Annotated in this window: 20 protein-coding genes; 12 read left to right on the top strand and 8 right to left on the bottom strand. The window is 72.5% G+C overall.

The window, feature by feature from the left end:
* Window positions 1-14 precede the first annotated feature (14 nt).
* The 4 genes from ACWC2T_RS22305 (at window position 15) to ACWC2T_RS22290 (ending at window position 5,051) form a co-directional block, all read left to right on the top strand.
* Window positions 15-857, top strand: coding sequence for a nitrilase-related carbon-nitrogen hydrolase (locus ACWC2T_RS22305; RefSeq protein WP_450672079.1), 843 nt, complete (start codon window positions 15-17; stop codon window positions 855-857).
* A 103-nt stretch (window positions 858-960) separates the two neighbouring features.
* Entirely contained in the window at window positions 961-2,364 is a 1,404-nt protein-coding gene (gene hydA / locus ACWC2T_RS22300; RefSeq protein WP_450672078.1) for a dihydropyrimidinase, read from the top strand.
* A gap of 19 nt (window positions 2,365-2,383) precedes the next feature.
* Window positions 2,384-3,403: a TIGR03842 family LLM class F420-dependent oxidoreductase gene (locus ACWC2T_RS22295; protein ID WP_450672077.1), complete on the top strand. Its 1,020-nt coding sequence runs from the start codon at window positions 2,384-2,386 to the stop codon at window positions 3,401-3,403.
* A gap of 121 nt (window positions 3,404-3,524) precedes the next feature.
* Window positions 3,525-5,051: an NCS1 family nucleobase:cation symporter-1 gene (locus tag ACWC2T_RS22290; protein WP_450672076.1), complete on the top strand. Its 1,527-nt coding sequence runs from the start codon at window positions 3,525-3,527 to the stop codon at window positions 5,049-5,051.
* Window positions 5,052-5,066: 15 nt separating this feature from the next.
* Here ACWC2T_RS22290 and ACWC2T_RS22285 read toward each other — a convergent pair whose 3' ends face one another.
* Both ACWC2T_RS22285 and ACWC2T_RS22280 read right to left on the bottom strand, forming a co-directional pair.
* Complete coding sequence (locus tag ACWC2T_RS22285) at window positions 5,067-5,759, bottom strand: hypothetical protein (RefSeq protein ID WP_450672075.1); 693 nt, start codon at window positions 5,757-5,759, stop codon at window positions 5,067-5,069.
* A 317-nt stretch (window positions 5,760-6,076) separates the two neighbouring features.
* On the bottom strand, window positions 6,077-6,613 hold the full coding sequence (locus ACWC2T_RS22280; RefSeq protein WP_450672074.1) for a GNAT family N-acetyltransferase: 537 nt from the start codon (window positions 6,611-6,613) through the stop codon (window positions 6,077-6,079).
* Window positions 6,614-6,736: 123 nt separating this feature from the next.
* Between ACWC2T_RS22280 and ACWC2T_RS22275 the strand changes: the two genes are divergently transcribed.
* From ACWC2T_RS22275 to ACWC2T_RS22255, 5 genes are all read left to right on the top strand, one after another.
* Window positions 6,737-8,557, top strand: a complete 1,821-nt coding sequence (locus ACWC2T_RS22275) for a gamma-glutamyltransferase family protein (protein ID WP_450672073.1) — start codon at window positions 6,737-6,739, stop codon at window positions 8,555-8,557.
* 91 nt (window positions 8,558-8,648) lie between these two features.
* Window positions 8,649-9,497, top strand: coding sequence for an inositol monophosphatase family protein (locus tag ACWC2T_RS22270; protein WP_450672072.1), 849 nt, complete (start codon window positions 8,649-8,651; stop codon window positions 9,495-9,497).
* Between the two features lie 566 nt (window positions 9,498-10,063).
* On the top strand, window positions 10,064-11,482 hold the full coding sequence (locus ACWC2T_RS22265; RefSeq protein ID WP_450672071.1) for a phytoene desaturase family protein: 1,419 nt from the start codon (window positions 10,064-10,066) through the stop codon (window positions 11,480-11,482).
* Window positions 11,479-11,988, top strand: a complete 510-nt coding sequence (locus ACWC2T_RS22260; RefSeq protein WP_450672070.1) for an O-acetyl-ADP-ribose deacetylase — start codon at window positions 11,479-11,481, stop codon at window positions 11,986-11,988. The genes ACWC2T_RS22265 and ACWC2T_RS22260 overlap by 4 nt, the downstream gene beginning before the upstream one ends.
* 515 nt (window positions 11,989-12,503) lie before the next feature.
* Window positions 12,504-16,331, top strand: coding sequence for an amino acid adenylation domain-containing protein (locus ACWC2T_RS22255; protein ID WP_450672069.1), 3,828 nt, complete (start codon window positions 12,504-12,506; stop codon window positions 16,329-16,331).
* Here ACWC2T_RS22255 and ACWC2T_RS22250 read toward each other — a convergent pair.
* Together ACWC2T_RS22250 and ACWC2T_RS22245 are read right to left on the bottom strand one after the other, a co-directional pair.
* Window positions 16,300-18,057 (bottom strand): aminotransferase-like domain-containing protein, encoded by a 1,758-nt coding sequence (locus ACWC2T_RS22250; protein ID WP_450672068.1) that lies wholly within the window; start codon window positions 18,055-18,057, stop codon window positions 16,300-16,302. The genes ACWC2T_RS22255 and ACWC2T_RS22250 overlap by 32 nt on opposite strands.
* 17 nt (window positions 18,058-18,074) lie before the next feature.
* Window positions 18,075-18,776, bottom strand: coding sequence for a B3/B4 domain-containing protein (locus tag ACWC2T_RS22245; RefSeq protein ID WP_450672067.1), 702 nt, complete (start codon window positions 18,774-18,776; stop codon window positions 18,075-18,077).
* A gap of 317 nt (window positions 18,777-19,093) precedes the next feature.
* On the opposite strand from ACWC2T_RS22245, the gene ACWC2T_RS22240 reads away from it, so the two are divergent.
* The 3 genes from ACWC2T_RS22240 to ACWC2T_RS22230 all read left to right on the top strand — a co-directional run bounded on the left by ACWC2T_RS22240 (window position 19,094) and on the right by ACWC2T_RS22230 (window position 22,065).
* The gene (locus ACWC2T_RS22240; RefSeq protein ID WP_450672066.1) at window positions 19,094-19,981 is read left to right on the top strand and encodes a methylenetetrahydrofolate reductase; all 888 of its coding nucleotides are present in this window, start codon (window positions 19,094-19,096) and stop codon (window positions 19,979-19,981) included.
* Between the two features lie 91 nt (window positions 19,982-20,072).
* Window positions 20,073-21,551: an AlkA N-terminal domain-containing protein gene (locus ACWC2T_RS22235; protein WP_450672065.1), complete on the top strand. Its 1,479-nt coding sequence runs from the start codon at window positions 20,073-20,075 to the stop codon at window positions 21,549-21,551.
* A 25-nt stretch (window positions 21,552-21,576) separates the two neighbouring features.
* Entirely contained in the window at window positions 21,577-22,065 is a 489-nt protein-coding gene (locus tag ACWC2T_RS22230; RefSeq protein ID WP_450672064.1) for a methylated-DNA--[protein]-cysteine S-methyltransferase, read from the top strand.
* A 37-nt stretch (window positions 22,066-22,102) separates the two neighbouring features.
* Here ACWC2T_RS22230 and ACWC2T_RS22225 read toward each other — a convergent pair whose 3' ends face one another.
* The 4 genes from ACWC2T_RS22225 to ACWC2T_RS22210 all read right to left on the bottom strand — a co-directional run bounded on the left by ACWC2T_RS22225 (window position 22,103) and on the right by ACWC2T_RS22210 (window position 25,586).
* Window positions 22,103-22,840 (bottom strand): SIR2 family NAD-dependent protein deacylase, encoded by a 738-nt coding sequence (locus ACWC2T_RS22225; protein ID WP_450672063.1) that lies wholly within the window; start codon window positions 22,838-22,840, stop codon window positions 22,103-22,105.
* A 418-nt stretch (window positions 22,841-23,258) separates the two neighbouring features.
* Window positions 23,259-23,654, bottom strand: a complete 396-nt coding sequence (locus ACWC2T_RS22220) for a nuclear transport factor 2 family protein (protein ID WP_450672062.1) — start codon at window positions 23,652-23,654, stop codon at window positions 23,259-23,261.
* Between the two features lie 85 nt (window positions 23,655-23,739).
* Window positions 23,740-24,579: an ABC transporter permease gene (locus ACWC2T_RS22215; protein ID WP_450672061.1), complete on the bottom strand. Its 840-nt coding sequence runs from the start codon at window positions 24,577-24,579 to the stop codon at window positions 23,740-23,742.
* Window positions 24,576-25,586, bottom strand: a complete 1,011-nt coding sequence (locus ACWC2T_RS22210) for an ABC transporter ATP-binding protein (protein WP_450672060.1) — start codon at window positions 25,584-25,586, stop codon at window positions 24,576-24,578. The genes ACWC2T_RS22215 and ACWC2T_RS22210 overlap by 4 nt, the downstream gene beginning before the upstream one ends.
* Between the last annotated feature and the right edge of the window lie 30 nt (window positions 25,587-25,616).

Genomic DNA, 25,616 nt, shown 5'->3' with positions numbered 1-25,616 from the left:
TACCGGAGGTCCCGATGAGCCGAGTGATCCGTGCCGCCCTGTTCCAGACCGCGTGGACCGGCGACAAGGAATCCATGATCCAGGTCCACGAACAGGCGGCGCGCGACGCGGCCGCGCAGGGCGCCCAGGTCCTCTGCTTCCAGGAGCTGTTCTACGGCCCCTACTTCTGCCAGGTCCAGGACAAGGCCTTCTACGAGTACGCCGAACGGATCCCCGAGGGCCCCACCGTCCAGCGCTTTTCGTCCCTCGCCCGCGAGCTGGGCATCGTCCTCGTGCTGCCGATGTACGAGGAGGAGCAGCCGGGCGTGCTGTACAACACCGCCGCCGTGATCGACGCGGACGGCTCCTACCTCGGCAAGTACCGCAAGACCCACATCCCCCAAGTGCAGGGGTTCTGGGAGAAGTTCTACTTCCGCCCGGGCAACAGCGGCTGGCCCGTCTTCGACACGGCCGCCGGCCGGATCGGCGTCTACATCTGCTACGACCGCCACTTCCCGGAGGGCTGGCGGGCGTTGGGCCTCGCCGGGGCCGAGATCGTCTTCAACCCCTCCGCCACCTCGCGCGGCCTGTCCCGCTACCTCTGGCAGCTGGAGCAGCCGGCGGCGGCCGTCGCCAACGAGTACTTCGTCGGCGCGATCAACCGGGTCGGGGTGGAGGACCTGGGCGACAACGACTTCTACGGCACGACCTACTTCGTGGACCCCGAGGCCCAGTTCGTCGGCGAGGTCGCGAGCGACAAGGAGACCGAACTGGTCGTCCGCGACCTGGACCTGGCCAAACTCCGCGAGGTCCGCGACCGCTGGCAGTTCTACCGGGACCGGGCGCCGGGGGCGTACACACCGCTGACGGCGCCGTAAGGCGCCCCAAAGGGGCGCGGGTCTGTGCTCGATCTGCGGCTGCCGCCGCGCGGGCGCGACCAGCCACAACGTACCCGCACGCGACCACGAAGGAGAGGGCCCCATGACCCGCCGTACCGTCATCCGCGGTGGTCTCGTCATCACCGCGTCCGACGAGATCCACGCCGACGTCCTCATCGAAGACGGCCGCATCGCCGCCCTCGCCGCCTCCGGCACCCCCGCCGCCGAGGCGTTCACCGCCGAGAAGGTCATCGACGCGGCCGGCAAGTACGTCATCCCGGGCGGCGTCGACGCGCACACCCACATGGAGCTGCCGTTCGGCGGCACCTTCGCCTCCGACACCTTCGAGACCGGCACCAGGGCCGCCGCCTGGGGCGGTACGACGACGATCGTCGACTTCGCGGTGCAGAGCGTCGGCCACACCCTGCGCGAGGGCCTGGACACCTGGCACGCCAAGGCCGAGGGCAACTGCGCGATCGACTACGCCTTCCACATGATCGTCTCCGACGTGAACGACGAGACGCTCAAGGAGATGGATCTCCTGATCGAGGAGGGAGTGACGAGCTTCAAGCAGTTCATGGCCTACCCGGGGGTCTTCTACTCCGACGACGGCCAGATCCTGCGCGCCATGCAGCGCTCCGCCGAGAACGGCGGGCTGATCATGATGCACGCCGAGAACGGCATCGCCATCGACGTCCTGGTCGGGCAGGCCCTCGCCCGGGGCGAGACCGACCCGCGCTACCACGGCGAGGTCCGCAAGGCGTTGCTGGAGGCCGAGGCCACCCACCGCGCCATCCGGCTCGCCCAGGTCGCCGGCGCCCCGCTGTACGTCGTGCACGTCTCGGCGATGGAGGCGGTGGCCGAGCTGGCCCGGGCCCGCGACGAGGGGCTGAACGTCTTCGGCGAGACCTGCCCCCAGTACCTGTTCCTGTCCACCGACAACCTCGCCGAGCCGGACTTCGAGGGCGCGAAGTACGTGTGCTCGACGCCCCTGCGGCCGCGCGAACACCAGGCCAAACTGTGGCGGGGCCTCAGGACGAACGACCTCCAGGTCGTCTCCACCGACCACTGCCCCTTCTGCTTCACCGGCCAGAAGGAACTGGGCCGCGGCGACTTCTCCAAGATCCCCAACGGCCTGCCGGGCGTGGAGAACCGTATGGACCTGCTCCACCAGGCCGTCGTCGACGGGCACATCTCCCGCCGCCGCTGGATCGAGATCGCCTGCGCGACCCCGGCCCGGATGTTCGGGCTGTACCCGAAGAAGGGCACCATCGCCCCGGGCGCCGACGCCGACATCGTGATCTACGACCCGCACGCCGAGCAGGTCATGTCGGCCGAGACCCACCACATGAACGTCGACTACTCGGCCTACGAGGGCTGGCGCACCACCGGCCGGGTCGAGACCGTGCTCTCGCGCGGCGAAGTCGTCATCAGCGAGCGGGAGTACACCGGGCACGCCGGGCACGGCGCCTTCACCCCGCGCTCCACCTGTCAGTACCTCAACTAATCGAACGAGGAGTGGCGCCATGGACTTCGGACTCGTCCTGCAGACCGACCCGCCGGCCTCCCGTGTCGTCAGCCTGATGAAACGGGCCGAGCGCAACGGTTTCACGTACGGCTGGACCTTCGACTCCGCCGTGCTCTGGCAGGAGCCGTTCGTGATCTACAGCCAGATCCTGGCCAACACCTCGAAGCTGAAGGTCGGCCCGATGGTCACCAACCCGGGCACCCGCACCTGGGAGGTCACCGCCTCCACCTTCGCCACCCTCAACGACATGTTCGGCAACCGCACCGTCTGCGGCATCGGCCGCGGCGACTCCGCGATGCGGGTCGCGGGCCGCAAACCCAACACCCTCGCGCGCATCAGCGAGGCGATGAAGGTCATCCGGGCGCTGGGCAGCGGCGAGGAGGCCGACCTCGGCGGCACGAAGATCCGCTTCCCGTGGATCAGGGAGGGCGCCCGGCTCCCCGTCTGGATGGCCGCGTACGGCCCGAAGGCGCTGAAGATGACCGGCGAGGAGGCCGACGGGTTCATCCTCCAGCTGTCCGACCTGTATCTGACCGAGTACATGGTGAAGGCGGTGAAGGACGCCGCCGCAGCCGCCGGGCGCGACCCGTCCGAGGTCACCATCTGCGTGGCGGCCCCCGCGTACGTCACCGCCGACGACTCGCCCGAGGCCCTCGCGCATGCCCGCGAACAGTGCCGCTGGTTCGGCGGCATGGTCGGCAACCACGTCGCCGACCTGGTTGCCAAGTACGGCGAGCACTCCGCCCAGGTTCCCGAGGAACTTACCGACTACATCAAGGCCCGCGAAGGGTACGACTACTCCCACCACGGGCGGGCCGACAATCCCGACACCGCGTTCGTGCCCGACGAGATCGTCGACCGGTTCTGCGTCGTCGGACCGGCCGAGAAGCACATCGAGAAGCTGACCGCGCTCCGCGCGCTGGGCGTCGACCAGTTCGCGGTGTACGACATGCACGACGCGCAGGAGGCCACCATCGACGCCTACGGCACGAAGGTGATCCCGGCCGTCAACGCCTGATCCACACCCTGCAGTTAGAGCCCCCCACCGCCCCCCTTGGTCTCCCCTCCCCACCTCCCCGGGGAGGGGGCTGGTGCCCGCACGGCGTCTCCCGACCCACCTCACCCCGATTGGCCAGCCCATGACCGACACCGCTCCCACGGCCATACCCCTGTCCGGTCAAGTCACCCTCCCCGACGGGCGCGTGGAACTCGCTCCTGGCACTCCGCCGCCCAGCGGTCCGTACGCCAACGCGGACCTGCTCCCGGTCCCGGCCGAGAAGCGCACCTGGACCACGTACAACTTCTCCGCCCTGTGGGTCGGCATGGCCCACAACACGGCCTCCTGGACGCTGGCCTCCGGTCTGATCGCCGTCGGCATGGACTGGAAGCAGGCGGTGTTGACCATCGCCCTCGCCAACCTGATCGTGCTGGTGCCGATGCTGCTGACCGGACACGCCGGCCCCAAGTACGGCATCCCCTTCCCGGTCTTCGCCCGTGCCTCCTTCGGGGTGCGCGGGGCCAACCTCCCGGCCGTCGTACGGGCGTTGGTGGCCTGCGGCTGGTTCGGCATCCAGACCTGGATCGGCGGCGAGGCGATCTACTTCCTCGCCGGGAAGCTGATCGGCGCCAGCTGGTCGAACGCGGCGCACGTCGGTGGCTACGCCTGGACCATGTGGCTGTCGTTCGCGATCTTCTGGGTGCTCCAGGTCGCGATCATCCATCGGGGCATGGAGACCATCCGCCGGTTCGAGAACTGGGCCGCGCCGTTCGTGCTCGTCGGCGCGTTCGTGATGCTGTGGTGGATGAGCAGCAAGGCGGGCGGCGTCGGCCCGCTGTTCGACCAGCCCTCGAAGCTCGGTTGGGGCGGGGACTTCTGGAAGCTGTTCTGGCCGTCCCTGATGGGCATGATCGGCTTCTGGTCGACCCTGTCGCTGAACATCCCGGACTTCACCCGCTACGGCAGGAGCCAGCGGGCCCAGACCTGGGGCCAGGCCCTCGGCCTGCCGACGACGATGACCCTCTTCGCGTTCCTGTCCGTCCTGGTCACCTCCGGCTCGCAGGCGGTGTACGGCAAGCCGGTCTGGGACCCGGTCCAGCTGGCGGCGAAGACGGACAACGTGGTCGGCCTGCTCTACGCCCTCGTGACGGTCCTGGTGGCCACCCTCTCCGTGAACATCGCGGCCAACCTGGTCTCCCCGGCGTTCGACTTCTCCAACGTGGCGCCGCGGAAGGTGAGTTTCCGCACCGGGGCCCTGATCACCGCCGTCCTCGCCGTCGTGATCTTCCCGTGGAAGCTGTACTCCGATCCGCAGGGCTACATCTTCACCTGGCTCGGTCTGGTCGGCGGCCTGCTCGGCACCGTCGCGGGCATCCTCGTCGCCGACTACTGGCTGCTGCGCCGCACCCGCCTCGACCTCGCGGACCTGTACCGCACCGGCGGCCGTTACTGGTACGCGGCCGGCTGGAACTGGCGGGCGGTCGTGGCGTTCCTCGCGGGCGGCGTCCTCGCGGTCGGAGGCGCCAGCTTCAAGCCCCTGATCGACGGCCGCCCCATCCCCGCGCTGTCCTCCCTCGCCGACTACGGCTGGGCGGTGGGCCTCGGCACCTCCCTGGTGCTCTACCTGGCCCTCACGCTGCTGACCGGCCGCAGGGAGGCGACGGCGTAGCGGAGCCGGGGGCGGTCAGCCGGACGTCGACTGCGACTGCCCGCCCCCGAGCGCGCCCACCGCCGCCCGCGCCGCCTGGATGGCCCCCTTGTTGATCTCGTCCGTGCCGGGCGCCTTCTTCGTGTCGAAGTTGCTGCCGTTGTAGGTGACGATCACCAGGGCGTTGGACACCCGGACCAGCACCACGCCCTCGCGCGTCTGCTGCTTGTCCTGCGTGGTGAGGTTCACGACGGAGTACGCGCTGTTCCCGAGCCCCGGCACGGCCCCGCCGCCGCTCTTCTCCTGCACCCGCTGCTGGTACTCCTGTGTCGCCTCCTGGTCCGACCCGCTGATCTCGAACGACACGTCGAGCCAGCGGTAGTCGTAGCCCTGCAGCGCGTTCCAGGAGCAGGTGCGGCGCAGCTTGGCGTCGGTCGAGGGGATCTCCTTGCCGGACGTGTTCGCGCCCGGCACCAGGGACTTCACGGTCGCCGCGGGCACGCCGGTGCAGGGCGAGGGTGCGGTGCTGTACGCCTTCGCCCCCGCGGTGGAGGACGGGTCGGAGGACGAAGAGGAGGCGGACTGGCTGGACGTCTTCTGGGCCGCGTCGTGCCCCGCGGCGGCCGAGGACGCGGCCGGACCGGAGGTCAGTGCCCAGCCGGCACAGGCGAGGACCGCGACCGGCGAGATCCGCGCGGTGAGGGCGAGCGGCAGAGGAAGAGAACGCACGGCGCACTTCTCGTGTGGGGGAGGGGGTACGGCAGGGGTCCGCAGGGTGGATGTGGGACGCCAGTGTCACACGACTCCCTGTGGGGCGGAAGCGGAAACTCGCAGCGTGCACGGCCGGTTACGACAGTCCGCTCACGACGTCCCGTTCCGCCCGTTTTGCACCGCGAGCCGACGGCGGGCGCCGACGTCGCCCGGTCAGGCGCGGACGGTGGCGTACGCGACGAGCCGGCCGAAGGCCACGACCTACCCGGCCGCCTGCGCCCGGCACGACACCGTGTGTCCGGTCGGCGACCCGCGCTCACCTCGGCGACCCGCGCTCACCGCGGTTCGCCGCCGGGCCGCTCCGCGCGGAGCATGGAGAAGATCACCTGATCGTGCCACCGGCCGCCGCGCCACTGTGCCGAGCGCAGCACGCCCTCCCTGACGAAGCCCGCCTTCTCCAGCGCGCGCTGCTCGGCGAGGTTGGCGCAGTCCGTCCAGGCCTGGAGCCGTTCGGCCCTGGTGTGGTCGAAGAGGTACTCGGCCAGCAGCCGCTGGGCCCGGGTGCCTATGCCGCGGCCGCGCGCGGCCGGTACCAGGCCGATCGCCAGGGTCCAGCAGGTGGAGGTGGCAGGCCGCCCCCAGGTGCCGGGGAACCACTCGACCCGGCCCACCGTCCGGCCCGCCTCCGCCACGGAGAGCACGCCGCCGTCGGGTCCGAGCAGGCCGGTCTCCGCGAACTGCCGGCGCAGGCCGGCCGGTGAACCGTAGCCGAACCACTGGTACGGGCCGGTCCCCTCCGGCCCGTTGAACTCGCGCTCGAACAGGTCGAGATCGTCGGCGGTCACCGGGCGCAGCGTGATCTCATCGGACATCGAACGTCTCCTGAAGCGTAGGGCCGGCGTGGGCAGTGGCGTCCGACTCTTCCACACGTGACGGCCGTTTCCGGGTGGAGGCCGTGGGGGAGGCTTGGGGTCCGGGCGGCCGACGGAGGAGACATGCAGTTCACGACTCGCCCCACGCTTCAAGGGACATACGGCATGGTGGCCTCCACCCACTGGCTGGCCTCCCAGTCGGCGATGGCGGTCCTGGAGGACGGCGGCAACGCCTTCGACGCCGCCGTGGCCGGGGCGTTCGTGCTGCACGTCGTGGAGCCCCACCTCAACGGGCCGGCCGGCGAGGTGCCGATCCTGCTCGCGCCGGCCGGCGGCGAGGTGCGCGTGCTGTGCGGGCAGGGCGTGGCCCCGGCCGGAGCGTCCGTCGCCCACTACCGGGGGCTCGGACTGGACCTCGTACCCGGCACCGGGCCGCTCGCCGCCGCCGTACCCGGCGCCTTCGACGCCTGGCTGCTGCTCCTGCGCGACCACGGCACGAAATCCCTGGACGACGTGCTCAAGTACGCCATCGGATACGCCGAGCACGGGCACGCGCCGGTGGAGAAGCTCGGCGCGACCGTGGAGACCGTACGGGAGCTGTTCGAGACCGAGTGGACCTCCTCGGCGGAGATCTACCTGCCCGGCGGGCGGACGCCCCGGCCCGGCGAGCGTTTCCGCAATCCCGCCCTCGCCGCCACCTGGAGGCGGCTGCTCGCCGAGACCGCGGGCAGCGGCGACCGGGAGACCCGGATCGACGCCGCGCGCGAGGTGTGGCGCACCGGGTTCATCGCCGAGGCCCTGGTACGGCAGTCCCGGCGGCCCACGACGGACACCAGCGGCGCACGGCACACCGGCACGCTCACCGAGGCCGACCTCGCCGGCTGGTCGGCCACCTACGAGACACCGGTGACCTACGACTGGAACGGCTGGACCGTGTGCAAGGCGGGCCCCTGGAGCCAGGGCCCCGCCCTGCTCCAGCAGCTCGCCCTGCTCCCGCCCGAGCTGCCCCCCCACGGCTCCGCCGAGTACGTCCACCTGCTGATCGAGGGCTGCAAGCTCGCCATGGCCGACCGCGAGGCCTGGTACGGGGACGCGGCAAAGGTGCCGGTCGCCGATTTGCTGTCGGACGGCTACAACGCCGGGCGGCGGGCCCTGGTCGGCGCCAAGGCCTCCTGGGAGCTGCGGCCCGGCAGCCCCGGCGGACGCGTCCCGCGGCTGCCGGCGCAGGCGTACGCGCGCGTGGAGACCGGCGCCGACCGCGGCTTCGACCCGATGGGCGCCGGAGAGCCGACGGCCGCCCAGCTCCCCGGCGAGCCGCAGGTGGCCGCCGACGGCACGACCCGCGGCGACACCTGCCACCTGGACGTCGTCGACCGCTGGGGCAACATGATCGCGGCCACGCCCAGCGGGGGCTGGCTGCAGTCCAACCCGGTCGTGCCCGAGCTGGGCTTCCCGCTCGGCACGCGCCTGCAGATGACCTGGCTGGAGGAGGGGCTGCCGAACTCCCTCACCCCGGGCCGCCGCCCGCGCACCACCCTCACCCCGTCCCTCGCCCTGCGCGACGGCGTGCCGGTCCTGGCGTTCGGCACCCCCGGCGGCGACCAGCAGGACCAGTGGCAGCTGCACTTCTTCCTCGCCGTCGCCCTGCGCACCCCGGTCCGCGGCGGCCTCGACCTCCAGGGCGCCATCGACGCCCCGAACTGGCACAACGACAGCTTCCCCAGCTCCTTCTACCCGCGCGGCCGCCGTCCCGGCAGCGTGACCGTGGAGTCCCGCATGGACGAGGACGTGATCGAGGAACTGCGGCGGCGCGGCCACGACGTCACGGTCGGGCCCGCCTGGTCCGAGGGGCGCCTGTGCGCGGTGGCCCGGGATCCGGAGAGCGGCGTGCTCTCCGCGGCGGCGAACCCGCGCGGGATGCAGGGGTACGCCGTCGGCCGCTGACTGATCATCCGGAACCCGTTCTTCATCCCGATTCCACCCGCTGTGCACCGGGCGGGCGGGGATTGTCAGAGGGACGTGCTCTCATGGAGGCATGATCGAAGCAATGACGGAAACCATCGAAGAGTTTCTCGCCCGCTGCTCGGCCGACGTGGAGGAGGCGGTCCGCAAGGCCGCCGCGGCCGAGATCCTGCCGCGCTTCCGCCGCCTCGCCGAGCACGAGGTGGACCAGAAGAACGGCCCGCACGACCTGGTGACGGACGCCGACCGGCTCGCCGAGCTGCGGCTGACCGCGGACCTGGGCGCGCTGCTGCCCGGCTCGGCCGTGGTCGGCGAGGAGGCGGTGCACGCCGACCCGGCGACCTACGCGGCGCTCCAGGGTGACGCACCGGTCTGGATCGTCGACCCGGTCGACGGCACCCGACAGTTCGTACACGGAGACGACGGGTTCTGCACCCTGGTCGCCCTCGCCCACCGGGGCGTCGTCCTCGCCTCCTGGACCTACGCCGCGGCGCGCGACCAGCTCGCCACCGCGGTCCGCGGTCAGGGTGCCTTCCTCGACGGCGAGCGGCTGTTCGCGGGCCCGGCCGCGCCCGGCCGGGACCTCGTCGTCGCCACCTCCCACCCGGACTACACCACCGACGAGGAGAAGCGCGCCCTGAGCGTCCTGTGGACCGACGGCCTCGCCCCGCGCCCCTGCGGTTCGGCGGGCCTGGAGTATCTCGCCATCGCCCGGGGCGAGTTGGATGCCGTCGGGTTCTCCTGGGAGGCGGCTTGGGACCACGCGGCCGGGCTGCTCCTGGTCGAGGAGGCGGGCGGCACCCATCTCACCCGCGACGGCGAGCCGTTCCGCATCACCGGCGGCAACGCACTGCCGTTCACCGCGGCCCGGGACGCCGCGACCGCGCGCCGGGTGGCAGGGCTGCTGCGCGCGGGGGCGTGACGCCGCGAGGCGCGCCCGGCGCGGGGCTGTCTCGCGGTGCGGCCCCGCCGTGACGGGGCCACCGCCGTTCGAGTGAAGCTGAGACCCCGGGCCAGCGACGAGCCACGACGGACCCGCCCCCGGCAAAGGATCCCCCGGCCAACAGGCACCGAGCCACCCGTCGGCGACCGTCCCGGCCTCCCGGCCACCGGGCGGCGACCCTCCCGGCCCCCCGACCGCCCCGCGCCGGCCCACCCGGCCTCCTGGTCACCCGGCGGCGGCCCACCCGGCCTCCCGGCCACCGGGCGCCGACCCTCCCGGCCCCCGACCGCCCCGCGCCGGCCCACCCGGCCTCCTGGTCACCCGGCGGCGGCCCACCCGGCCTCCCGGCCACCGGGCGCCGACCCCGCCGGCCCCCCGACCGCCCGGCACCGACCCACCCGGCCACCAGTCCACCCGGCACCGGTCGCCCCGGCCCCCCGGCACCGGCCCGCTCTCCCGGCCCCAGGCCACCCGGCCCGAGGGAATGTCGGTCCTGCGGCATATCCTGACCCCGAGTGGCCATCGGCTGACGAAGGGGTCCGAAGGTGCCGTCGATGCTCGATGCGGTCGTGGTGGGTGCGGGACCGAACGGACTGACCGCTGCCGTGGAGCTGGCCCGCCGTGGCTTCTCCGTCGCGCTGTTCGAGGCGAAGTCCACCGTGGGCGGCGGCGCCCGCACCGAGGAGCTGACCCTGCCCGGCTTCCGGCACGACCCGTGCTCGGCCGCTCACCCCTTGGGCATCAACTCACCGGCGTTCCGCGCGCTGCCGCTGGACCGTTACGGCCTGCAGTGGCTGCACTCCGAACTGCCGATGGCGCACCCGTTCCTCGATGGCACCGCGGCCGTGTTGTCCCGCTCGGTGGCCGAGACCGCCGCCTCCTTCGGCCCACGGGACGCGGGCGCGTACCGACGACTGGTCGAGCCGTTCCTCAGCCACTGGGACACCCTCGTGCGGGACTTCATGTCCCTGCCGCTGACCGCGCTCCCGCGCGACCCCGTCACCCTGGCCCGCTTCGGCCTGGCCGGGCTGCCGCCCTCCACCTGGCTGCTGCGCCGCTTCAAGGACGAGCGGGCCAAGGCCCTGTTCGCCGGCCTGGTCGCCCATGTGATCGCGCCGCTCAGCGGTCTGGCCACCGGCGCCATCGGCCTGGTCTTCGCCCTGTCCGCCCACGCCCGCGGCTGGCCGGTGCCCCGCGGCGGCTCCCAGGCCATCTCCGACGCCCTCGCCGCCCACCTGAAGGACCTCGGCGGCGCCGTGCACACCGACTACGAGGTCAAGCGGCTGGACGACCTGCCGCCCGCGCGGGCGTACGTCTTCGACACCTCGCCCACCGCGCTGGCCCGCATCGCCGGCTTCGGCGACACCTACGCGCACTACCGCTACGGCCCGAGCGTCTTCAAGATCGACTACGCCCTGGACGGCCCCGTGCCCTGGACCGCGCCCGAGGCCCGCGCCGCCACGACCGTGCAGATCGGCGCGAACAAGGACGAGATCTCCACCGCCCTGCGCGCCGCCTCCCGCGAGGGCCGTGCCCCCGGCCGGCCGTTCCTGATCACGGTGCAGCCCAGCATCGTCGACCCGACCCGCGCCCCCGAGGGCAAGCAGGTCTTCTGGGCGTACGGCCATGTGCCCAACGGCTGGTCCGGCGACCTCACCGACGCCATGGAACGCCAACTGGAGCGCTTCGCCCCCGGTTTCCGTGACCGCGTCCTCGCCCGCGCCGTCGCCGGCCCCGCCGAGCTGGCCGCCCACAACGCCAACTACGTCGGCGGCGACATCGCCTGCGGCGCGGCGTCCGGACTCCAGTTGCTGCTGCGCCCCAGACTGTCCCTGTTCCCGTACCACACCCCTCATCCGGCCGTCTTCATCTGCTCCTCGGCCACCCCGCCGGGCCCCGGCGTGCACGGCATGTCGGGGCACAACGCGGCCAAGGCCGTATGGCGAAGACTGAGGCAGACATGACCACCATCACCCTCGTCCGGGGCGACATCACCCGGCAGAGCGCCGACGCGATCGTCAACGCGGCCAACTCCTCCCTCCTCGGCGGCGGAGGAGTCGACGGCGCGATCCACCGGCGCGGCGGCCCCGCCATCCTCCAGGAGTGCCGCGCCCTGCGCGCCTCCCACTACGGCAAGGGCCTGCCCACCGGCCAGGCGGTCGCCACGACGGCGGGCGAACTCGACGCCCGCTGGGTCATCCACACCGTGGGTCCCCGGTTCACCCGACAGGAGGACCGGTCGGAGCTGCTGGCCTCCTGCTACCGGGAGTCACTGCGGGTCGCGGACGAACTCGGTGCCCGTACGGTCGCGTTTCCCGCCGTCTCCGCCGGTATCTACGGCTGGCCGATGGAGGATGCCGCCCGGATCGCGGTGGAGACGGTACGGGCCACGGACACGGCGGTCGAGGAGGTCCGCTTCGTCCTCTTCGACGACCGGGCGTACGAGGCGTTCGCCGCGCAACTTGGCTGACCGCGGCTTCGTCCACCGGGCGGCATGACGACGCCCGGCAACTCGCCTTCGTACGAGGAGGGTGTGCCGACGCGGAGCACGTCCGCGTTCCGCGCGAGTCCCCTGGCCCCGTCGGTTCCACATGCCTGTTCGACGCCCCGGCCGTACAGTGGGAGTCGCTCTACCGACAGGGTGTCGAAGTCGTACTCGCCCCGTCCGCCGCACGGCCGGCAGCCGGCGCACGGTGGCCAGAACGGAGGCGTTGAGCGAGTTCCGACGGACCCCTCCGGGGACGAGAGCAATCCTCGTCACGGTGGCCGGTCCTGCACAGGTGTCACGGGTTGCGCGGTTCCCGCTCCTGGGATGCGTGGCCGAGCGGGTGGTCGCGACCGACCCCGATGCCGTCGGTCGCCGTTCCCGAACACCTCCCGCACATGTGCCGTCCCGGGCCCCTACGGGCTCGGGAGATCTTCAGGAGCCCCCGCCCCAGGCCGGCCGTGGCCAGTCAACGAGCACAACGACGCGGGGACGATGCGATGAAGACTGCGAGCGCACTGATGTCCGGCACGCCCCTCACGGGCCGGTGCCTGCCCGATCTGCTGGCCCGTCAGGCTGCACTGCGCCCGGAGGCCACGGCGGTCACCTTCCGCGACAGGCGGCTCAGTTACCGCGAACTCGACCGGCGCAGCCGGGACCTCTGGGCCCGTCTCGCCGGGCTCGGCGTCGGCCCCGACACCTGCGTCGGGCTGTTCACCGAGCCGTCCCTGGACCTGATGACCGGGGTGTGGGGCATCCTCGGCGCGGGCGCCGCCTATCTGCCGCTGTCCCCCGACTACCCCGAGGAGCGGCTGCGCCACATGATCGAGGACTCCGGGGCCCCCGTCATCGTGACGCAGGAACACCTGGGCGAGCGGCTGACGGCCGTCGCCCCGCGCGGTGTTGTGGTGCTCACACCGGCCGAGGCGGCGCCGGGCCCGGGCGACCGCGCCGCCTGCGACCGGCAGCCCGGCCATCTCGCCTACGTCATCTACACCTCGGGCAGCACCGGCCGGCCCAAGGGCGTGGGCATCGAGAACCGGGCCATCGTCAGCCAGCTCCGCTGGCTTTGCTCCCGTGGCCATCTCGGACCGCAGGTCACCATCCTGCAGAAGACGCCCATGAGCTTCGACGCCGCCCAGTGGGAGATCCTCGCCCCGGCCGCGGGCGCCCACGTCGTCATGGGCGCCCCGGGCATCCACCGGGATCCGCAGGCCGTCGTCGAGGCCGTGCGCCGCCACGGCGTCACCCACCTGCAGTGCGTGCCCACGCTGCTCCAGGCGCTGCTGGACACCGAGGAGTTCTCCTCCTGCACCTCGCTGCGGCGCGTCTTCTCCGGCGGCGAGGTGCTCACCCACAAGCTGGCCCGCGACTTCTTCCAGGGGCTGCCGGGCGTGTCCCTGGTCAACCTCTACGGGCCGACCGAGACCACCATCAACGCCACCTCCCACGAGGTCGACCCCGCCGCCCTCGACGGCGGCACGTCCTGCACCGTGCCCATCGGCGTGCCCGTGACCGGCGTCTCGGCGTACGTCCTGGACGAGAACCTGACGCCGGTCGGCACCGGCGTGGCCGGCGAACTGTATCTGGGCGGCGCCCAACTGGCCCGCGGCTATCTGGGCTGCCCCGAGCAGACCCTGGAACGCTTCGTCGCCTCGCCGTTCGAGCCGGGCGAGCGCCTGTACCGCACCGGTGACGTGTGCCTGCGGAACCCGGACGGCACCCTGCAGTTCACGGGCCGCACCGACAACCAGGTCAAGCTGCGCGGCTGTCGGGTGGAGCCGGAGGAGGTGGCCTCGCGCATCGAGGAGCACATCTGGGTGCGCCGTGCCGCCGCGGTCGTCACCGACGACCCCCGCACCGGCCACCCTGCCCTGGTCGCGTGCGTCGAGCTGGACCCCCGTACGGCGGCCGTCATGGACCAGGGTTCACACGGCGCCCACCACCAGTCCAAGGCGTCCAAACTCCAGGTCAGGGCGCAGCTGTCCAACCCGGGCCTGCGCGAGCCGGCAGAACTCGAGGGCCGCCCCGCCATCGCCCTGCCGGGCCACACGGAGACCCCCGAGCAGCGCCGGGAGACCTTCGCCCGCAAGACCTACCGCTTCTACGACGGCGGCCCGGTCACCCGCGAGGACCTCCTCGACCTGCTCGCACCCCGGCCGGTCCCGGCACACTCCCGGCCGCTGAGCGAACTGGCACCGGCCGAACTGGGTGGGATCCTGCGCTGGTTCGGCCAGTTCCGCAGCGAGGAACGGCTGCTGCCGAAGTACTCCTACGCCTCGCCGGGCGCCCTGTACGCCACTCAGTTGTACGTGGAGTCCGGCGGCGTCGCGGGCCTGGCGCCCGGTGTGCACTACTACCACCCGGTCGACCACACTCTGGTCCGCGTCGGCGACGGCACCGGCCACTGCCCGGACGGCGGGCTGCTGGTGCACTTCCTCGGCAAGCGGCGGGCGATCGAACCCGTCTACACGACCAACATCCAGGAAGTGCTGGAACTCGAGACCGGGCACATGGTCGGCGTGTTCGAGGCGGTACTGGCCGCCCACGGCCTGACCATCGCCCCGCTCGGCCACTTCACACCGGTCAAGGACCACCTGGACGTCGCCGGGGAAGACCACTACCTCGGCACCTTCGAGATCACCGCGAACCACGGCCGCCCCCGCCACGACCCCACCGAGCTGTACGTCCAGGCGCACCCCGCCCGCGTCCAGGGCCTGCCCGCAGGTCAGTACCGCTACCGTGACGGGACGCTGGAACGCATCGGCGACGAGCTGATCGAGGCCCGGCACGTCATCGCCATCAACCAGGGTGTGTACGCCCGTGCGAGCTTCGGCATCAGCGCGGTCAGCCGGGCCGCCGAGCCCTGGCTGCGGTACATCGCCCTCGGCACCCGCCTGCACCACTTCCAGCGCACCCCGGGCTTCGGCTTCATGTCCTCGGGCTACTCCTCCAGATCCGGGCATCCGCTGCCCGCCGCCCGCCGCCTGGACGACATCCTCGGCTCGGCCGGAATCCCCGGCGGCCCGTCGTACTTCTTCCTCGGCGGCCGGGTCAGCGACGCGCAGGTGGCCGACGAGGGCATGCGCGAGGACGCCGTGCACACCAAGGGGCCCGCCGAGATGATCCGCGACGAACTGGCCCGCTCCCTGCCCGACTTCATGCTCCCCAGCCGCGTCGTCGTCCTCGACGCGCTGCCGCTGACGGCCAACGGCAAGGTCGACCGCAAGGCCCTGGCCGAATCCGCCGAGGTGGTCGCCGCCGGGCGGACCGGGGTGTACGTGGCACCCGCCACGCCGACCGAGCAGTGGCTGGCGGACGTCTGGGGCGCGACGCTCACGTACCGGAACGTGTCGCGCGAGGACGACTTCTTCGCCTGCGGCGGCAACTCGCTGAGCGCCGTGGCCCTGGTCAACCGGATCAACAAGCTCCGCGGCACCCGTCTGCCGCTCCAGGTCCTCTTCGAGACACCCAGGCTGCGGGAGCTGGCCGCGCGCATGGACGACCACGCGACGACCCGGGTCTCCCGGATGATTCCCCTGGCCAAGGAGGGCGGCTTCGCTCCGGTCTTCTGCTGGCCCGGCCTCGGCGGCTACCCGATGAACCTGCGCCCGCTGGGCCAGGAGGCCGGCTTGGACCGCCCGTTCTACGGCATCCAGGCGCACGGCATCAACGCCGGCGAGACCCCGTACCGCACCATCCGTGAGATGGCCGCCGCGGACCTCGCGGAGATCCGCCGCATCCAGCCGAGCGGCCCCTACACTCTGTGGGGCTACTCCTTCGGCGCCCGGACCGCCTTCGAGACGGCCTGGCAGCTGGAGCAGACCGGTGAGAAGGTCGAGCACCTGTTCCTGATCTGCCCCGGCAATCCCAAGGTCCACCAGGGGGACGGAGGCGCCGATGGCCGGCAGGCGTCGTACGACGACCCGGCGTACGTCACGATCCTCTTCTCCGTCTTCGCCGGCACGATCCACGGCCCCGCCGTGGACGCCTGCCTGGCCCGGACCCAGGACGAGGACACCTTCGTCGCCCACGTCCACGGTCTGCTGCCGTCCCTGGACGAGGACACGATCCGTCGCATCACCCGCATCGTCGGCCTCACCTACGAGTTCGACTACACCTTCCACGAGCTGACCGAACGCACGGTGGAGGCACCGGTCACCCTGTTCAAGGCCCAGGGAGACGACTATTCCTTCGTCGAGTCCCACGCCGCGTACTCGACCCGGCCGCCCACAGTCGTCCACCTCAAGGGCGACCACTACAGCGTCCTCCAACCCCCCGGCCTCCCGGAACTGCTCACCGCGACCCGCACGGCGATGGGCCAGTGAACCCACCACTCCGGCCGGGCGCAGCAGCGTGGCCGGACAGCTCGCGCAGGGTCCGGCCGAGCAGGGCCACGCCCTCGGCGATGACTCCCGGTGCGGTGGCCGCGTAGCCGAGGACGAGGCCCGGCGGACCCGGCAACTGCCGGTGCCAGGACAGCGGTTGGCACTTCACGCCGCGGGCCAGCGCGGCGGCGGCGAGCTCGGTGTCGGGTACGTCGGCGGTGTACGTGACCGTCAGATGCAGGCCCGCCGCGGCGCCGTGCACGGTCCCGCCGGGCAGATGCTCGGCGAGCGCGGCGATCATCGCGTCGCGGCGCTCGCGGTGCCGCCGCCGCAACAGCCGCAGATGCCGCTCCAGCCCACCGGACTCCATCAGCCCCGCGAGCACCAGCTGGGGCAGCATCGCGTTGCCCAGGTCGTTGAACCGCTTGGCATCGACCAGGTCCGCGCGGTAGCGGGGCGGGGCCACCAGCCAGCCGATGCGCAGCGCCGGAGCGAGCAGCTTCGACACGCTGCCCATGTAGCACACCCGGTCGGCCAGCAGGGCCCGCAGCGCGGGGACCGGCGGCCGGTCGTAGCGGTGCTCCGCGTCGTAGTCGTCCTCCAGGATCAGCCCGCCGTCGCGTGCCCAGCCCAGCAGCTCACGCCGGCGCTCGCCGCTGGTCACCACGCCGGTGGGGAACTGGTGGGCCGGCGTGAGCAGCACCGCGCCGGCGCCGGACGCGCGCAAGGCGTCCACCCGCACCCCGTCCCCGTCGACCGGCACCGGCGGGGTGTCGAGCCCCCCGTTGCGCAGATGCTGGCGCCCGCCGAGCGAGCCGGGGTCCTCGACCGCGACGGCGTCGATGCCGTCCGCCCGCAGCACCTGGTGCAGCAGCGTGAGCGCCTGGGCGGTGCCCGCCACGACCAGCACCTCGTCCGGCTCCACCCGAACGCCCCGCATCCGCGCGAGCCAGTCGGCGACGGCCCGCCGCAGCGCGGGAGCGCCACGGGGGTCGCCGTACCCGAGGTGCTCGGCGGACAGCTCCGCGAGCACGGCACGTTCGGCCCGCAGCCAGGCGGTACGCGGAAAGGCGGCGAGGTCGGGCCGCCCGGGAGTGAGGTCGACGCCGGCCGGTGCCTCCCGCAACGCGTCGAAGACATCGGCACCGGGCGCCCGGAGGAACGGCGTCTGCGTACCGGGGGGCGCCGCACCGGGGGCGCGCGAGGACGGTGCGTCGGGTGCGGTTGCGGTTGCGGGGGCAGGAACGTTCCCGGACGGCCTGCGAGGGAATCCGCCGGACGCACCTCGCCGTAGGGTGCCGGACATGCCGGTCCCCGACGGCTCGGACCGGGTGGCGCCCTGCGCCGCAGCCCCGCTGCCGCGGGCGCCTCGTGCCGGAGCCCCGCCGCCATGGGCGCCCCGTGCCGGAGCGAACGGTGCCGCCACCACCACTGTGCCCCCGCGGCGGCGGCCCTCCAGGTGGCCGTCCTCGGCGAGGCGGCGGTAGGCCTCGGTGATCACGCCGCGGGAGACATGGAGTTCGGTGGCCAGCACCCGGGTGGGCGGGAGTCTGCTGCCCACCGCCAGACGGCCGTCCGCTATCGCCTGCCGCAGCCGTCCGGCCAGCCACTCGGCCTTGCCGCCGACGGGCACGTCACCGGCCGCCAGCTGCAGGAAGTCCGAGCCGCGGCCCGGGAGTTCGCCCGCGCCGGCCGGTACCCCCCGCTCTTCGTCCACCGTGCTCATGCTGTCACGCGCCGGGTTCAGCCGCCGAAGACGAAGTCCGGCGTGGCCCGAGTGAGTACGGCCGTCTCCGTGGCGGCCCCCCAGTGCGCCGCCACCTCCGCCTCCAGCGTCTTCAGCAGCTCGGGTACGGTCTCCGCGCCGCCGTCGTGCATGGCCTCGGCCACCACCAGCACCCGGCGGGTGTCCCCGCCGACCGCCGAGTGGCCGCTCTGCCGGTGGGTCCAGCGCCGCGCGTGTGCGCGACCGGCGGAGTCGACGAAGATCACCTCGCCGGGCGCGGGCCGCTCGACGTCCCCGCCGAAGGCCGTGTACGTCTCGTCGCCGCCGGCCGGCCGCACCTCCAGCAGCGGCCCGGTGATCCGGTCCAGGTCGAGGACCGCCACCGGAATCGCGTACGCCGCCGACAGCGCGTTGCACAGGTCGACCAGCGGACGGATGCGCGGCAGCGTCCCCTGCTTCCGCAGCCGGCGCAGCAGCGACTCCGAGGCGCACCGGTACTGCGTCGGCTTGAGCCCCGTCCGGCTGAACGTCCGCCGCCAGGCCAGCACTTCGGGGAACTCACCCTCGGTGGCACCGGCCAGCCGGGCCAGGGCGCGGGCCGTGTGCTCGGCGGCGCGCGGACCGGTGTCCACGGCGGCGCCGACGCCGTCGGCGTACAGCGCGCCGGAGGCCAGTTCGGGAAACGTGGCCCAGATGGTGTCCGCGTGCCGGAAACGCATGGTCAGGGACCTCCTCGGGTTCGGGAGCACCACTCTGCCGCCGCCATGGTCCGCTCACCAGGGCCAAAGCCGGTCCCGGTCACCGGTCCATAAGCGCGCCGCGGGCACCGGCACCCGAGCCGGCCCGGGAGCGATGGACGACGTAGGTGGAGGCGCCGCGGCTCGTACAGGAGACGCCACTGACACCGGGCCCTCGCCCGTGCGAACGGCAGCCCACCGCGGGGCCGGCCCGACCCGGCCCGGCCCCGCGCGGAGGCCCTCGCGGCGCGCGTGACATCATCGGCCGGGGTCCCGATCGCCGTCGTACGAGGAGCACGATGAACCCCGCTCTCACCGTCCCCCCGGCGGTCGGTGCCGCGCTGCTGGACGACTTCTCGCTGGAGATGACCGGCAAGGACGTGCCCCGGCTGGAGGAGGCGCAGGGCAGCATCCCGCCGGGCACCCGGATCAACATCACCTTCCTCGCCGGGGAGGACCTCGGCATGCGGCTGGCGGCCGCCCGCGCGGTCAAGCGGCTCGGTTTCGTCCCCGTGCCCCACATCTCGGCCCGCCGCCTGCCCTCCCGCGCCGCCCTGGAGGAGTTCCTGTCCGGGCTGGCCGAGGACGGCACCGCCGAGAACGTCTTCGTCGTCGGCGGCGACCCCGCCCGCCCCGAGGGCCCCTACCCGGACGCCCTCGCCGTCCTGCGCACCGGTCTGCTCCAGCGCCACGGCGTCCGGCACGTCGGCATCAGCGGCTACCCGGAGGGCCACCCCGCGATAGCCGACGGCATCCTGTGGTCCGCGCTCACCGACAAGGCGGCGGCCCTCGGGACCCACCGGTTCGGCGGCGACGTCATCACCCAGTTCGGCTTCGACGTCGAGCCCGTCCTCGGCTGGCTGGAGGCCGCCCGTTCCCGGGGCGTGCGGCTGCCCGTCCGCATCGGTGTGCCCGGACCGGCGGGCGTACGGCGGCTGCTCGGCTACGCCACCCGGTTCGGCGTCGCCACCAGCGCCTCCGTCGCCCGCAAGTACGGCTTCTCGCTGACCAACCTCATGGGTACGACCGGCCCGGACCGCTTCCTGCACGCGCTCGCCCACCGCTACGACCCCGAGCGGCACGGCGCCGTGAAGGTCCACTTCTACACGTTCGGCGGGCTGCGCCACACCGCCGAGTGGATCGCCGGATTCCGGCAGACCGCCGCGCCCAGGACACCCATGCCGTGAGTCCGGCCGGATCGGAACCCCGCCAGGCCCGCGGACGCTGGTGTCGGATTTCCGCCAGCGGTCGCGGCCCCGGTTGGCGGATGCTGGACGCATGCAGACAGCGACGCATCTCGACCGGGAGCACTGCGTGCGCGCCGTGCAGTCCAAGGACGCGCGGTTCGACGGGTGGTTCTTCACGGCCGTCCTGACCACCCGGATCTACTGCCGGCCCAGCTGTCCCGTCGTCCCGCCCAAGCCGGAGAACATGACCTTCTACCCGAGTGCGGCCGCCTGCCAGCAGGCCGGTTTCCGGGCCTGCAAGCGCTGCCGCCCGGACACCAGCCCCGGCTCCCCGGAGTGGAACCAGCGCGCCGACCTGGTGGCCCGTGCCATGCGGCTCATCGCCGACGGCGTCGTGGACCGCGAGGGCGTGCCCGGACTCGCCGACCGGCTCGGGTACAGCACCCGCCAGGTGGAGCGGCACCTGCTCGCCGAACTCGGCGCGGGCCCCCTCGCACTCGCCCGCGCCCAGCGCGCCCAGACCGCGCGGCTCCTCATCGAGACCACTGCGCTGCCCATGACGGAGATCGCCTTCGCGGCCGGTTTCTCCTCCATCCGCACCTTCAACGACACCGTCCGCGAGGTCTTCGCCCTGACCCCGAGCGAGCTGCGCGCCCGCGCGCCGGAGTGCGGGGCCGGCACGCCGGGCGGGCTCAGCCTGCGGCTGCCGTTCCGCGCCCCGCTCAACCCCTCCAACCTCTTCGGCCACCTCGCCGCCACCGCCGTACCCGGCGTCGAGGAATGGCGCGACGGCGCGTACCGGCGCACGCTGCGCCTGCCGTACGGCCACGGGATCGTCGCCCTCACGCCCCGCCCCGACCACATCGCCTGCCGCCTCACCCTGAGCGATCTGCGCGACCTGCCCGTGGCGATCAGCCGCTGCCGCCGCATGCTCGATCTGGACGCCGACCCCGTCGCCGTCGACGACCGGCTGCGCACCGACCCGCTGCTCGCCCCGCTGGTCGACAAGGCGCCCGGCCGCCGGGTGCCGCGCACGGTCGACGAGGCCGAGTTCGCCGTCCGCGCCGTACTCGGACAGCAGGTCTCCACGGCCGCCGCCCGCACCCACGCGGCCCGCCTGGTCACGGCGCACGGCAAGCCCCTCGACGACCCCGAGGGCGGCCTCACCCACCTCTTCCCGTCCCCCGAGGCCCTGGCCGCCGTCGATCCCGACACCCTGGCGATGCCCCGGACCCGGCGCACCACCCTGACCACCCTGGTCCGCGAACTCGCCGACGGTTCCCTCCACCTGGGCGTCGAGTCCGACTGGGCCGAGGCCCGTGCCCGGCTCCGCTCCCTGCCCGGCTTCGGACCATGGACGGTCGACGTCGTCGCCATGCGCGCCCTCGGCGACCCCGACGCCTTCCTCCCCACCGACCTCGGCATCCGGCGCGCGGCACAGGAGCTGGGGCTTCCCTCCACGCCGGCCGCGCTCACCGCCCGCGCCGACGCCTGGCGGCCCTGGCGGGCGTACGCCGTGCAGTACCTGTGGGCGACCGACGGCCACCCGATCAACTTCCTTCCCGTGTAAGGACTTACCGATCAAGGACTCATCGATGAAACAGCACACCGTCATCGACAGCCCCTGCGGCCCCCTGACCCTCGTCGCCGACGACGGCGTCCTGTGCGGCCTGTACATGACCGACCAGCGCCACCGGCCGCCGGAGGAGACCTTCGGCAGCCGCGACGACGCCCCCTTCGCCGAGGCCGAGGAACAGCTGTCGGCCTACTTCGCGGGCGAGTTGACCCACTTCACCCTCGAACTCCGCCTGAACGGCACGCCGTTCCAGCGCAGCGTCTGGGACCGGCTGACGCGGATCCCGTACGGCGAGACCCGCTCCTACGGCGAACTCGCCGACGCCCTCGGCAACCCCAAGGCGTCCCGTGCGGTCGGCCTGGCCAACGGCAGGAACCCGATCGGCATCATCGTGCCCTGCCACCGCGTCGTCGGCGCCAACGGTGATCTCACCGGATACGGCGGCGGCCTGGACCGCAAACGCCGGCTGCTGGACTTCGAACGGGGATCGGCGCCGTTCTCGTCGTGACCTGGCCGTGCGGCGGGGGCCGGAGGCGGGCGGGAGCCTAGGTGCCGCTCTCGGTGCGGATGCGGTCCAGCAGTTCGGGCAACGCCGTGCCGATCGGCTCGCGTACGACCTCGTCGGCGAGCTCGTCGTACGGTGTGGGCTCGGCGTTGACGATGATCAGACGGGCGCCGTGGTCCGCGGCGACGCCGACCAGGCCGGCGGCGGGCTGGACCTGGAGGCTGCTGCCGACGGCGATGAACAGGGTGCACGCCTTGCTGATGGCCATGGCCTGGCCGAGGACCATCGGGTCCAGCCGTTCGCCGAACATCACGGTCGCCGACTTCAGGATGCCGCCGCACTCCAGGCACGCCGGGTCCTCCTCGCCGGCCTCGACGCGGGCGAGAGTGTCATCCATCGGGCCGCGCGCATGGCACCGCGTGCAGACGACACTCCGTGCGCTGCCGTGCAGTTCGAGCACCTTGCGGGCGGGCATCCCGGCGAGCTGGTGCAGCCCGTCCACGTTCTGCGTGATGACCCGCACCGGGATGCCGGACTTCTCCAGCTCGGCGACGGCCCGGTGCGCGGCGTTCGGCTCGGCCTGGAGCGTGCGGTTCTTGCGTCGCATCTGCCAGGACCGCCGCCGGATCTCCGGGTCCGCCATGTAGTACTCGTACGTCACGAGCTTCTCGGCCTCAGGATCCCGCCGCCACAGCCCGTTCGGACCCCGATAATCCGGGATCCCTGAATCGGTGGAGATGCCTGCGCCACTGAGTATGGCCACGAGAGGGCTGTTCATGGACCGAGAGTAGGACGCCTGCATCGCCGGGGCGAACGGGTATCGGGTGAGCCCCTTGGCCGTCGGTGGTGCTGGTCGACGAGATCTACTGCGCTGTCCACCCGCAGATGGATACTTGGGTACAAGTAGGCCCGACCGGCAAGAAATTGCTTCCTCTGACGGTCAAGAACGCAGGTCAGGGGCCCGCTTCGAGTGGTCACGCGCACTGACGTGCGCGAGGCACTCGATCGGGTGCTGGAGGCGCTGGCGGGGTGAGCAAGGAGGAGGTGGCGGCTGCTGTCGCTGCGGCCTGCGCATCGGTCCCTCGTCCGTCGGCGCCCCTGGCGTCCTCTCGGACGCCGTTGCCGGGACCTGGAAGTACCCCGTACACCGTTTCCGAGGTGGAGGGGTCTGAGGTCGGCATCCCAGACGTTCCTCTTCAGTGGCGGCCGCCCGCGCGGGAGGCGGACGGCTCGATCTCCCCCGCAAAGACGATGACCTGGTCGATGAGGCTCCGCCGCAGATGGACGACGTCCGTTCCCGCCAGGCGGGGGCCTCCATCCGGCGTGGTGAAGACCCACTGGTACCGGGCCCACTCGTCAGGCATGTCCACCGCCGAGCAGCGCACCATCGTGCCGGTCCCCGCCGGGTGGCGCCGGATGTCCAGCACGAACCGCTCGACCGCCGCGATTCCTTCGCTGCGACCCAACGGCCCCCAGAAGACCACGTCTGAGGTCAGAGCCTGGGAGAGCAGGGCAGTCACATAGCTGTCGTCCGAGGCGTTGAACGCGGAGATGAACGTGTCGATCGCGGAGCGTGCAATCTCTTCCTGCATGCCCCAGTAATACCAGCCGTTGCGCGTGCGCTCGTCCCGCGAGCCGCCTTCCGATCACGCTGGACCATCCCGGTCACAGCAGTAGTCAGGTCTGCACCCGCCGGGCGAAGCGGCGCAGGGCGAGGTAGCCCAGAGCGGCGGTGCCGAGGGTGAGGGCGGTGAGGTAGGCCCAGGTGGGCATGTGGCCGGTGGAGGGCGTGAGGTTGGCGCGTAGGCCCTCGCTCATGTAGACGAGCGGGTTGGCCAGGGTCAGGACCTGGACCCAGCGGATGGGGTGCAGAGCGGTCCACGGGTAGTAGACGCAGCCCAGCATGGTGGCGGCGGCCAGGAGCAGGCCGAGCAGCGGCCCGAATGCGGAGGCGTCGACCGCGGTTCCGAGCAGCAGCCCGAGGGCGGAGGCGAGCAGCGCGCTGAGGACCAGTGTGGTCAGCAGCAGGGGCCAGTTGTCGATGTGGGCCCGGGGCGCGTTGCCGGGGGCGTGGACGAGCCAGACGATCGGGACGACGACGAGGGTGGAGACGAGGCCGAAGATCGCGGAGGAGGTGATCTTCTGCAGGCCCAGGGCCCAGACGGGCAGGGGCGCCAGGGCGCGGTCGGTGATCTCGCGGCCGGGGCCGAGTTCGGCGGCCAGAGGCCCGGTGACGGACATGATGCTCTGCAGCGTGAGGGTGCTGGCGATCAGGCCGGGCAGCAGGATCGTGGAGAACGAGGTCGCGCCGCCCAGTCCGCTGCCGATGCTGGGCATGACGTAGGCGAAGGCGAACGTGAACAGCAGCGGCTGAAGGCCGACCTGGATGAGCAGTGCGGGCAGGTTGCGGCCCAGGACGTGCAGGTCGCGCATGGTCAGCGCAAGGTAGGCGTGCCGGGCGGCCCGGCGGGACGACAGCGGGCGGGGGGTGGCTGCGATGGGGTACGCGGTGGTCATGGCGTGTAGTCACGTCCGGTCAGGGCGAGGAAGGCGGTCTGCAGGCTGGGGGGTGTGGTGGTGGCGTCGCGGACGGTGAGCCCGGCCGCGCTGCCGATTCGCAGCAGGTGGCCCAGGACGCCGTCGGGATGCGTGGTGCGGACCCGTACGGTGGGGCCGTCGACGGCCATGTCGTGGGGGCCGCCGGGGATGCTGTGGAGGGCGTCGGTGGCCGGGGTGGCATTGGTGTCGTAGTGGACGGTGATGACTGTCTGCGCTCCGCTGGACGCCTTGATCGCCTCGGGGGAGTCGCAGGCGAGCAGGTGCCCGTGGTCGATGACGGCCAGGCGTTGGCACAGGGCCTCGGCCTCGTCGAGGTAGTGGGTGGTCAACACCACGGTCTGGCCGGTCTCGTGCAGGCTTGCGATGATCTGCCAGAGGTCGTCGCGTGCCTGCGGGTCGACGCCCGCGGTGGGTTCGTCGAGGAAGAGCACCTCCGGCAGGTGCATCAGAGCCCGGCCGATCATGACGCGGCGGGCCTGGCCGCCGGAGAGCTGGTGGGCTTTGGCGCCGGCCTTGTCGGCGAGGCCGAACTGTTCCAGCAGTTCGAGAGCGCGGCGGCGGGCGGCTGGGGCAGGCATGCCGAAGTAGCGGCCGCGGAAGGCGAGATTGTCCGCGACGGTGAGCGCGCGGTCCAGGGTGTTGGCCTGGGAGACCACACCGATGCGGGACTTGACGCCGACCGGGTCGGCACTCACCTCGCGCCCGGCGACCCACGCCTTTCCGGCGCTGGGCGCGACCAGGGTGGTGAGCATGCCGATGGTGGTGGACTTGCCGGCGCCGTTGGTGCCGAGCAGGCCGAAGAACTCGCCCTGGTGGATCGTCAGGTCCAGGCCGTCCACGGCGACAAGGTCGCCCTGCGCGCGCGGATATGTCTTGCGCAGGCCCTCCGTGCGGATGGCCGCTGGGGCGTGGGCCGTGTCGGAGGTCGGGGCGAGGGGCGGTGCAGGGGCGGGGGTTGGTTTCATGTGGGTGCTCCAAGGTGCGGATGAGGTATC

It is taken from the genome of Streptomyces sp. NPDC001393, from assembly GCF_053597455.1.
This window is presented reverse-complemented; position numbering and strand designations above follow the sequence as displayed.

What these genes read in the sequence shown, in the direction of transcription:
- ACWC2T_RS22305 (WP_450672079.1), top strand. Translation starts at nt 15, where the DNA reads ATGAGCCGAGTGATCCGTGCCGCCCTGTTCCAGACCGCGTGGACCGGC.
- hydA (WP_450672078.1), top strand. Translation starts at nt 961, where the DNA reads ATGACCCGCCGTACCGTCATCCGCGGTGGTCTCGTCATCACCGCGTCC.
- ACWC2T_RS22295 (WP_450672077.1), top strand. Translation starts at nt 2,384, where the DNA reads ATGGACTTCGGACTCGTCCTGCAGACCGACCCGCCGGCCTCCCGTGTC.
- ACWC2T_RS22290 (WP_450672076.1), top strand. Translation starts at nt 3,525, where the DNA reads ATGACCGACACCGCTCCCACGGCCATACCCCTGTCCGGTCAAGTCACC.
- ACWC2T_RS22280 (WP_450672074.1), bottom strand. Translation starts at nt 6,613, where the DNA reads ATGTCCGATGAGATCACGCTGCGCCCGGTGACCGCCGACGATCTCGAC.
- ACWC2T_RS22275 (WP_450672073.1), top strand. Translation starts at nt 6,737, where the DNA reads ATGCAGTTCACGACTCGCCCCACGCTTCAAGGGACATACGGCATGGTG.
- ACWC2T_RS22270 (WP_450672072.1), top strand. Translation starts at nt 8,649, where the DNA reads ATGATCGAAGCAATGACGGAAACCATCGAAGAGTTTCTCGCCCGCTGC.
- ACWC2T_RS22260 (WP_450672070.1), top strand. Translation starts at nt 11,479, where the DNA reads ATGACCACCATCACCCTCGTCCGGGGCGACATCACCCGGCAGAGCGCC.
- ACWC2T_RS22255 (WP_450672069.1), top strand. Translation starts at nt 12,504, where the DNA reads ATGAAGACTGCGAGCGCACTGATGTCCGGCACGCCCCTCACGGGCCGG.
- ACWC2T_RS22250 (WP_450672068.1), bottom strand. Translation starts at nt 18,057, where the DNA reads ATGAGCACGGTGGACGAAGAGCGGGGGGTACCGGCCGGCGCGGGCGAA.
- ACWC2T_RS22245 (WP_450672067.1), bottom strand. Translation starts at nt 18,776, where the DNA reads ATGCGTTTCCGGCACGCGGACACCATCTGGGCCACGTTTCCCGAACTG.
- ACWC2T_RS22240 (WP_450672066.1), top strand. Translation starts at nt 19,094, where the DNA reads ATGAACCCCGCTCTCACCGTCCCCCCGGCGGTCGGTGCCGCGCTGCTG.
- ACWC2T_RS22235 (WP_450672065.1), top strand. Translation starts at nt 20,073, where the DNA reads ATGCAGACAGCGACGCATCTCGACCGGGAGCACTGCGTGCGCGCCGTG.
- ACWC2T_RS22230 (WP_450672064.1), top strand. Translation starts at nt 21,577, where the DNA reads ATGAAACAGCACACCGTCATCGACAGCCCCTGCGGCCCCCTGACCCTC.
- ACWC2T_RS22225 (WP_450672063.1), bottom strand. Translation starts at nt 22,840, where the DNA reads ATGAACAGCCCTCTCGTGGCCATACTCAGTGGCGCAGGCATCTCCACC.
- ACWC2T_RS22220 (WP_450672062.1), bottom strand. Translation starts at nt 23,654, where the DNA reads ATGCAGGAAGAGATTGCACGCTCCGCGATCGACACGTTCATCTCCGCG.
- ACWC2T_RS22215 (WP_450672061.1), bottom strand. Translation starts at nt 24,579, where the DNA reads ATGACCACCGCGTACCCCATCGCAGCCACCCCCCGCCCGCTGTCGTCC.
- ACWC2T_RS22210 (WP_450672060.1), bottom strand. Translation starts at nt 25,586, where the DNA reads ATGAAACCAACCCCCGCCCCTGCACCGCCCCTCGCCCCGACCTCCGAC.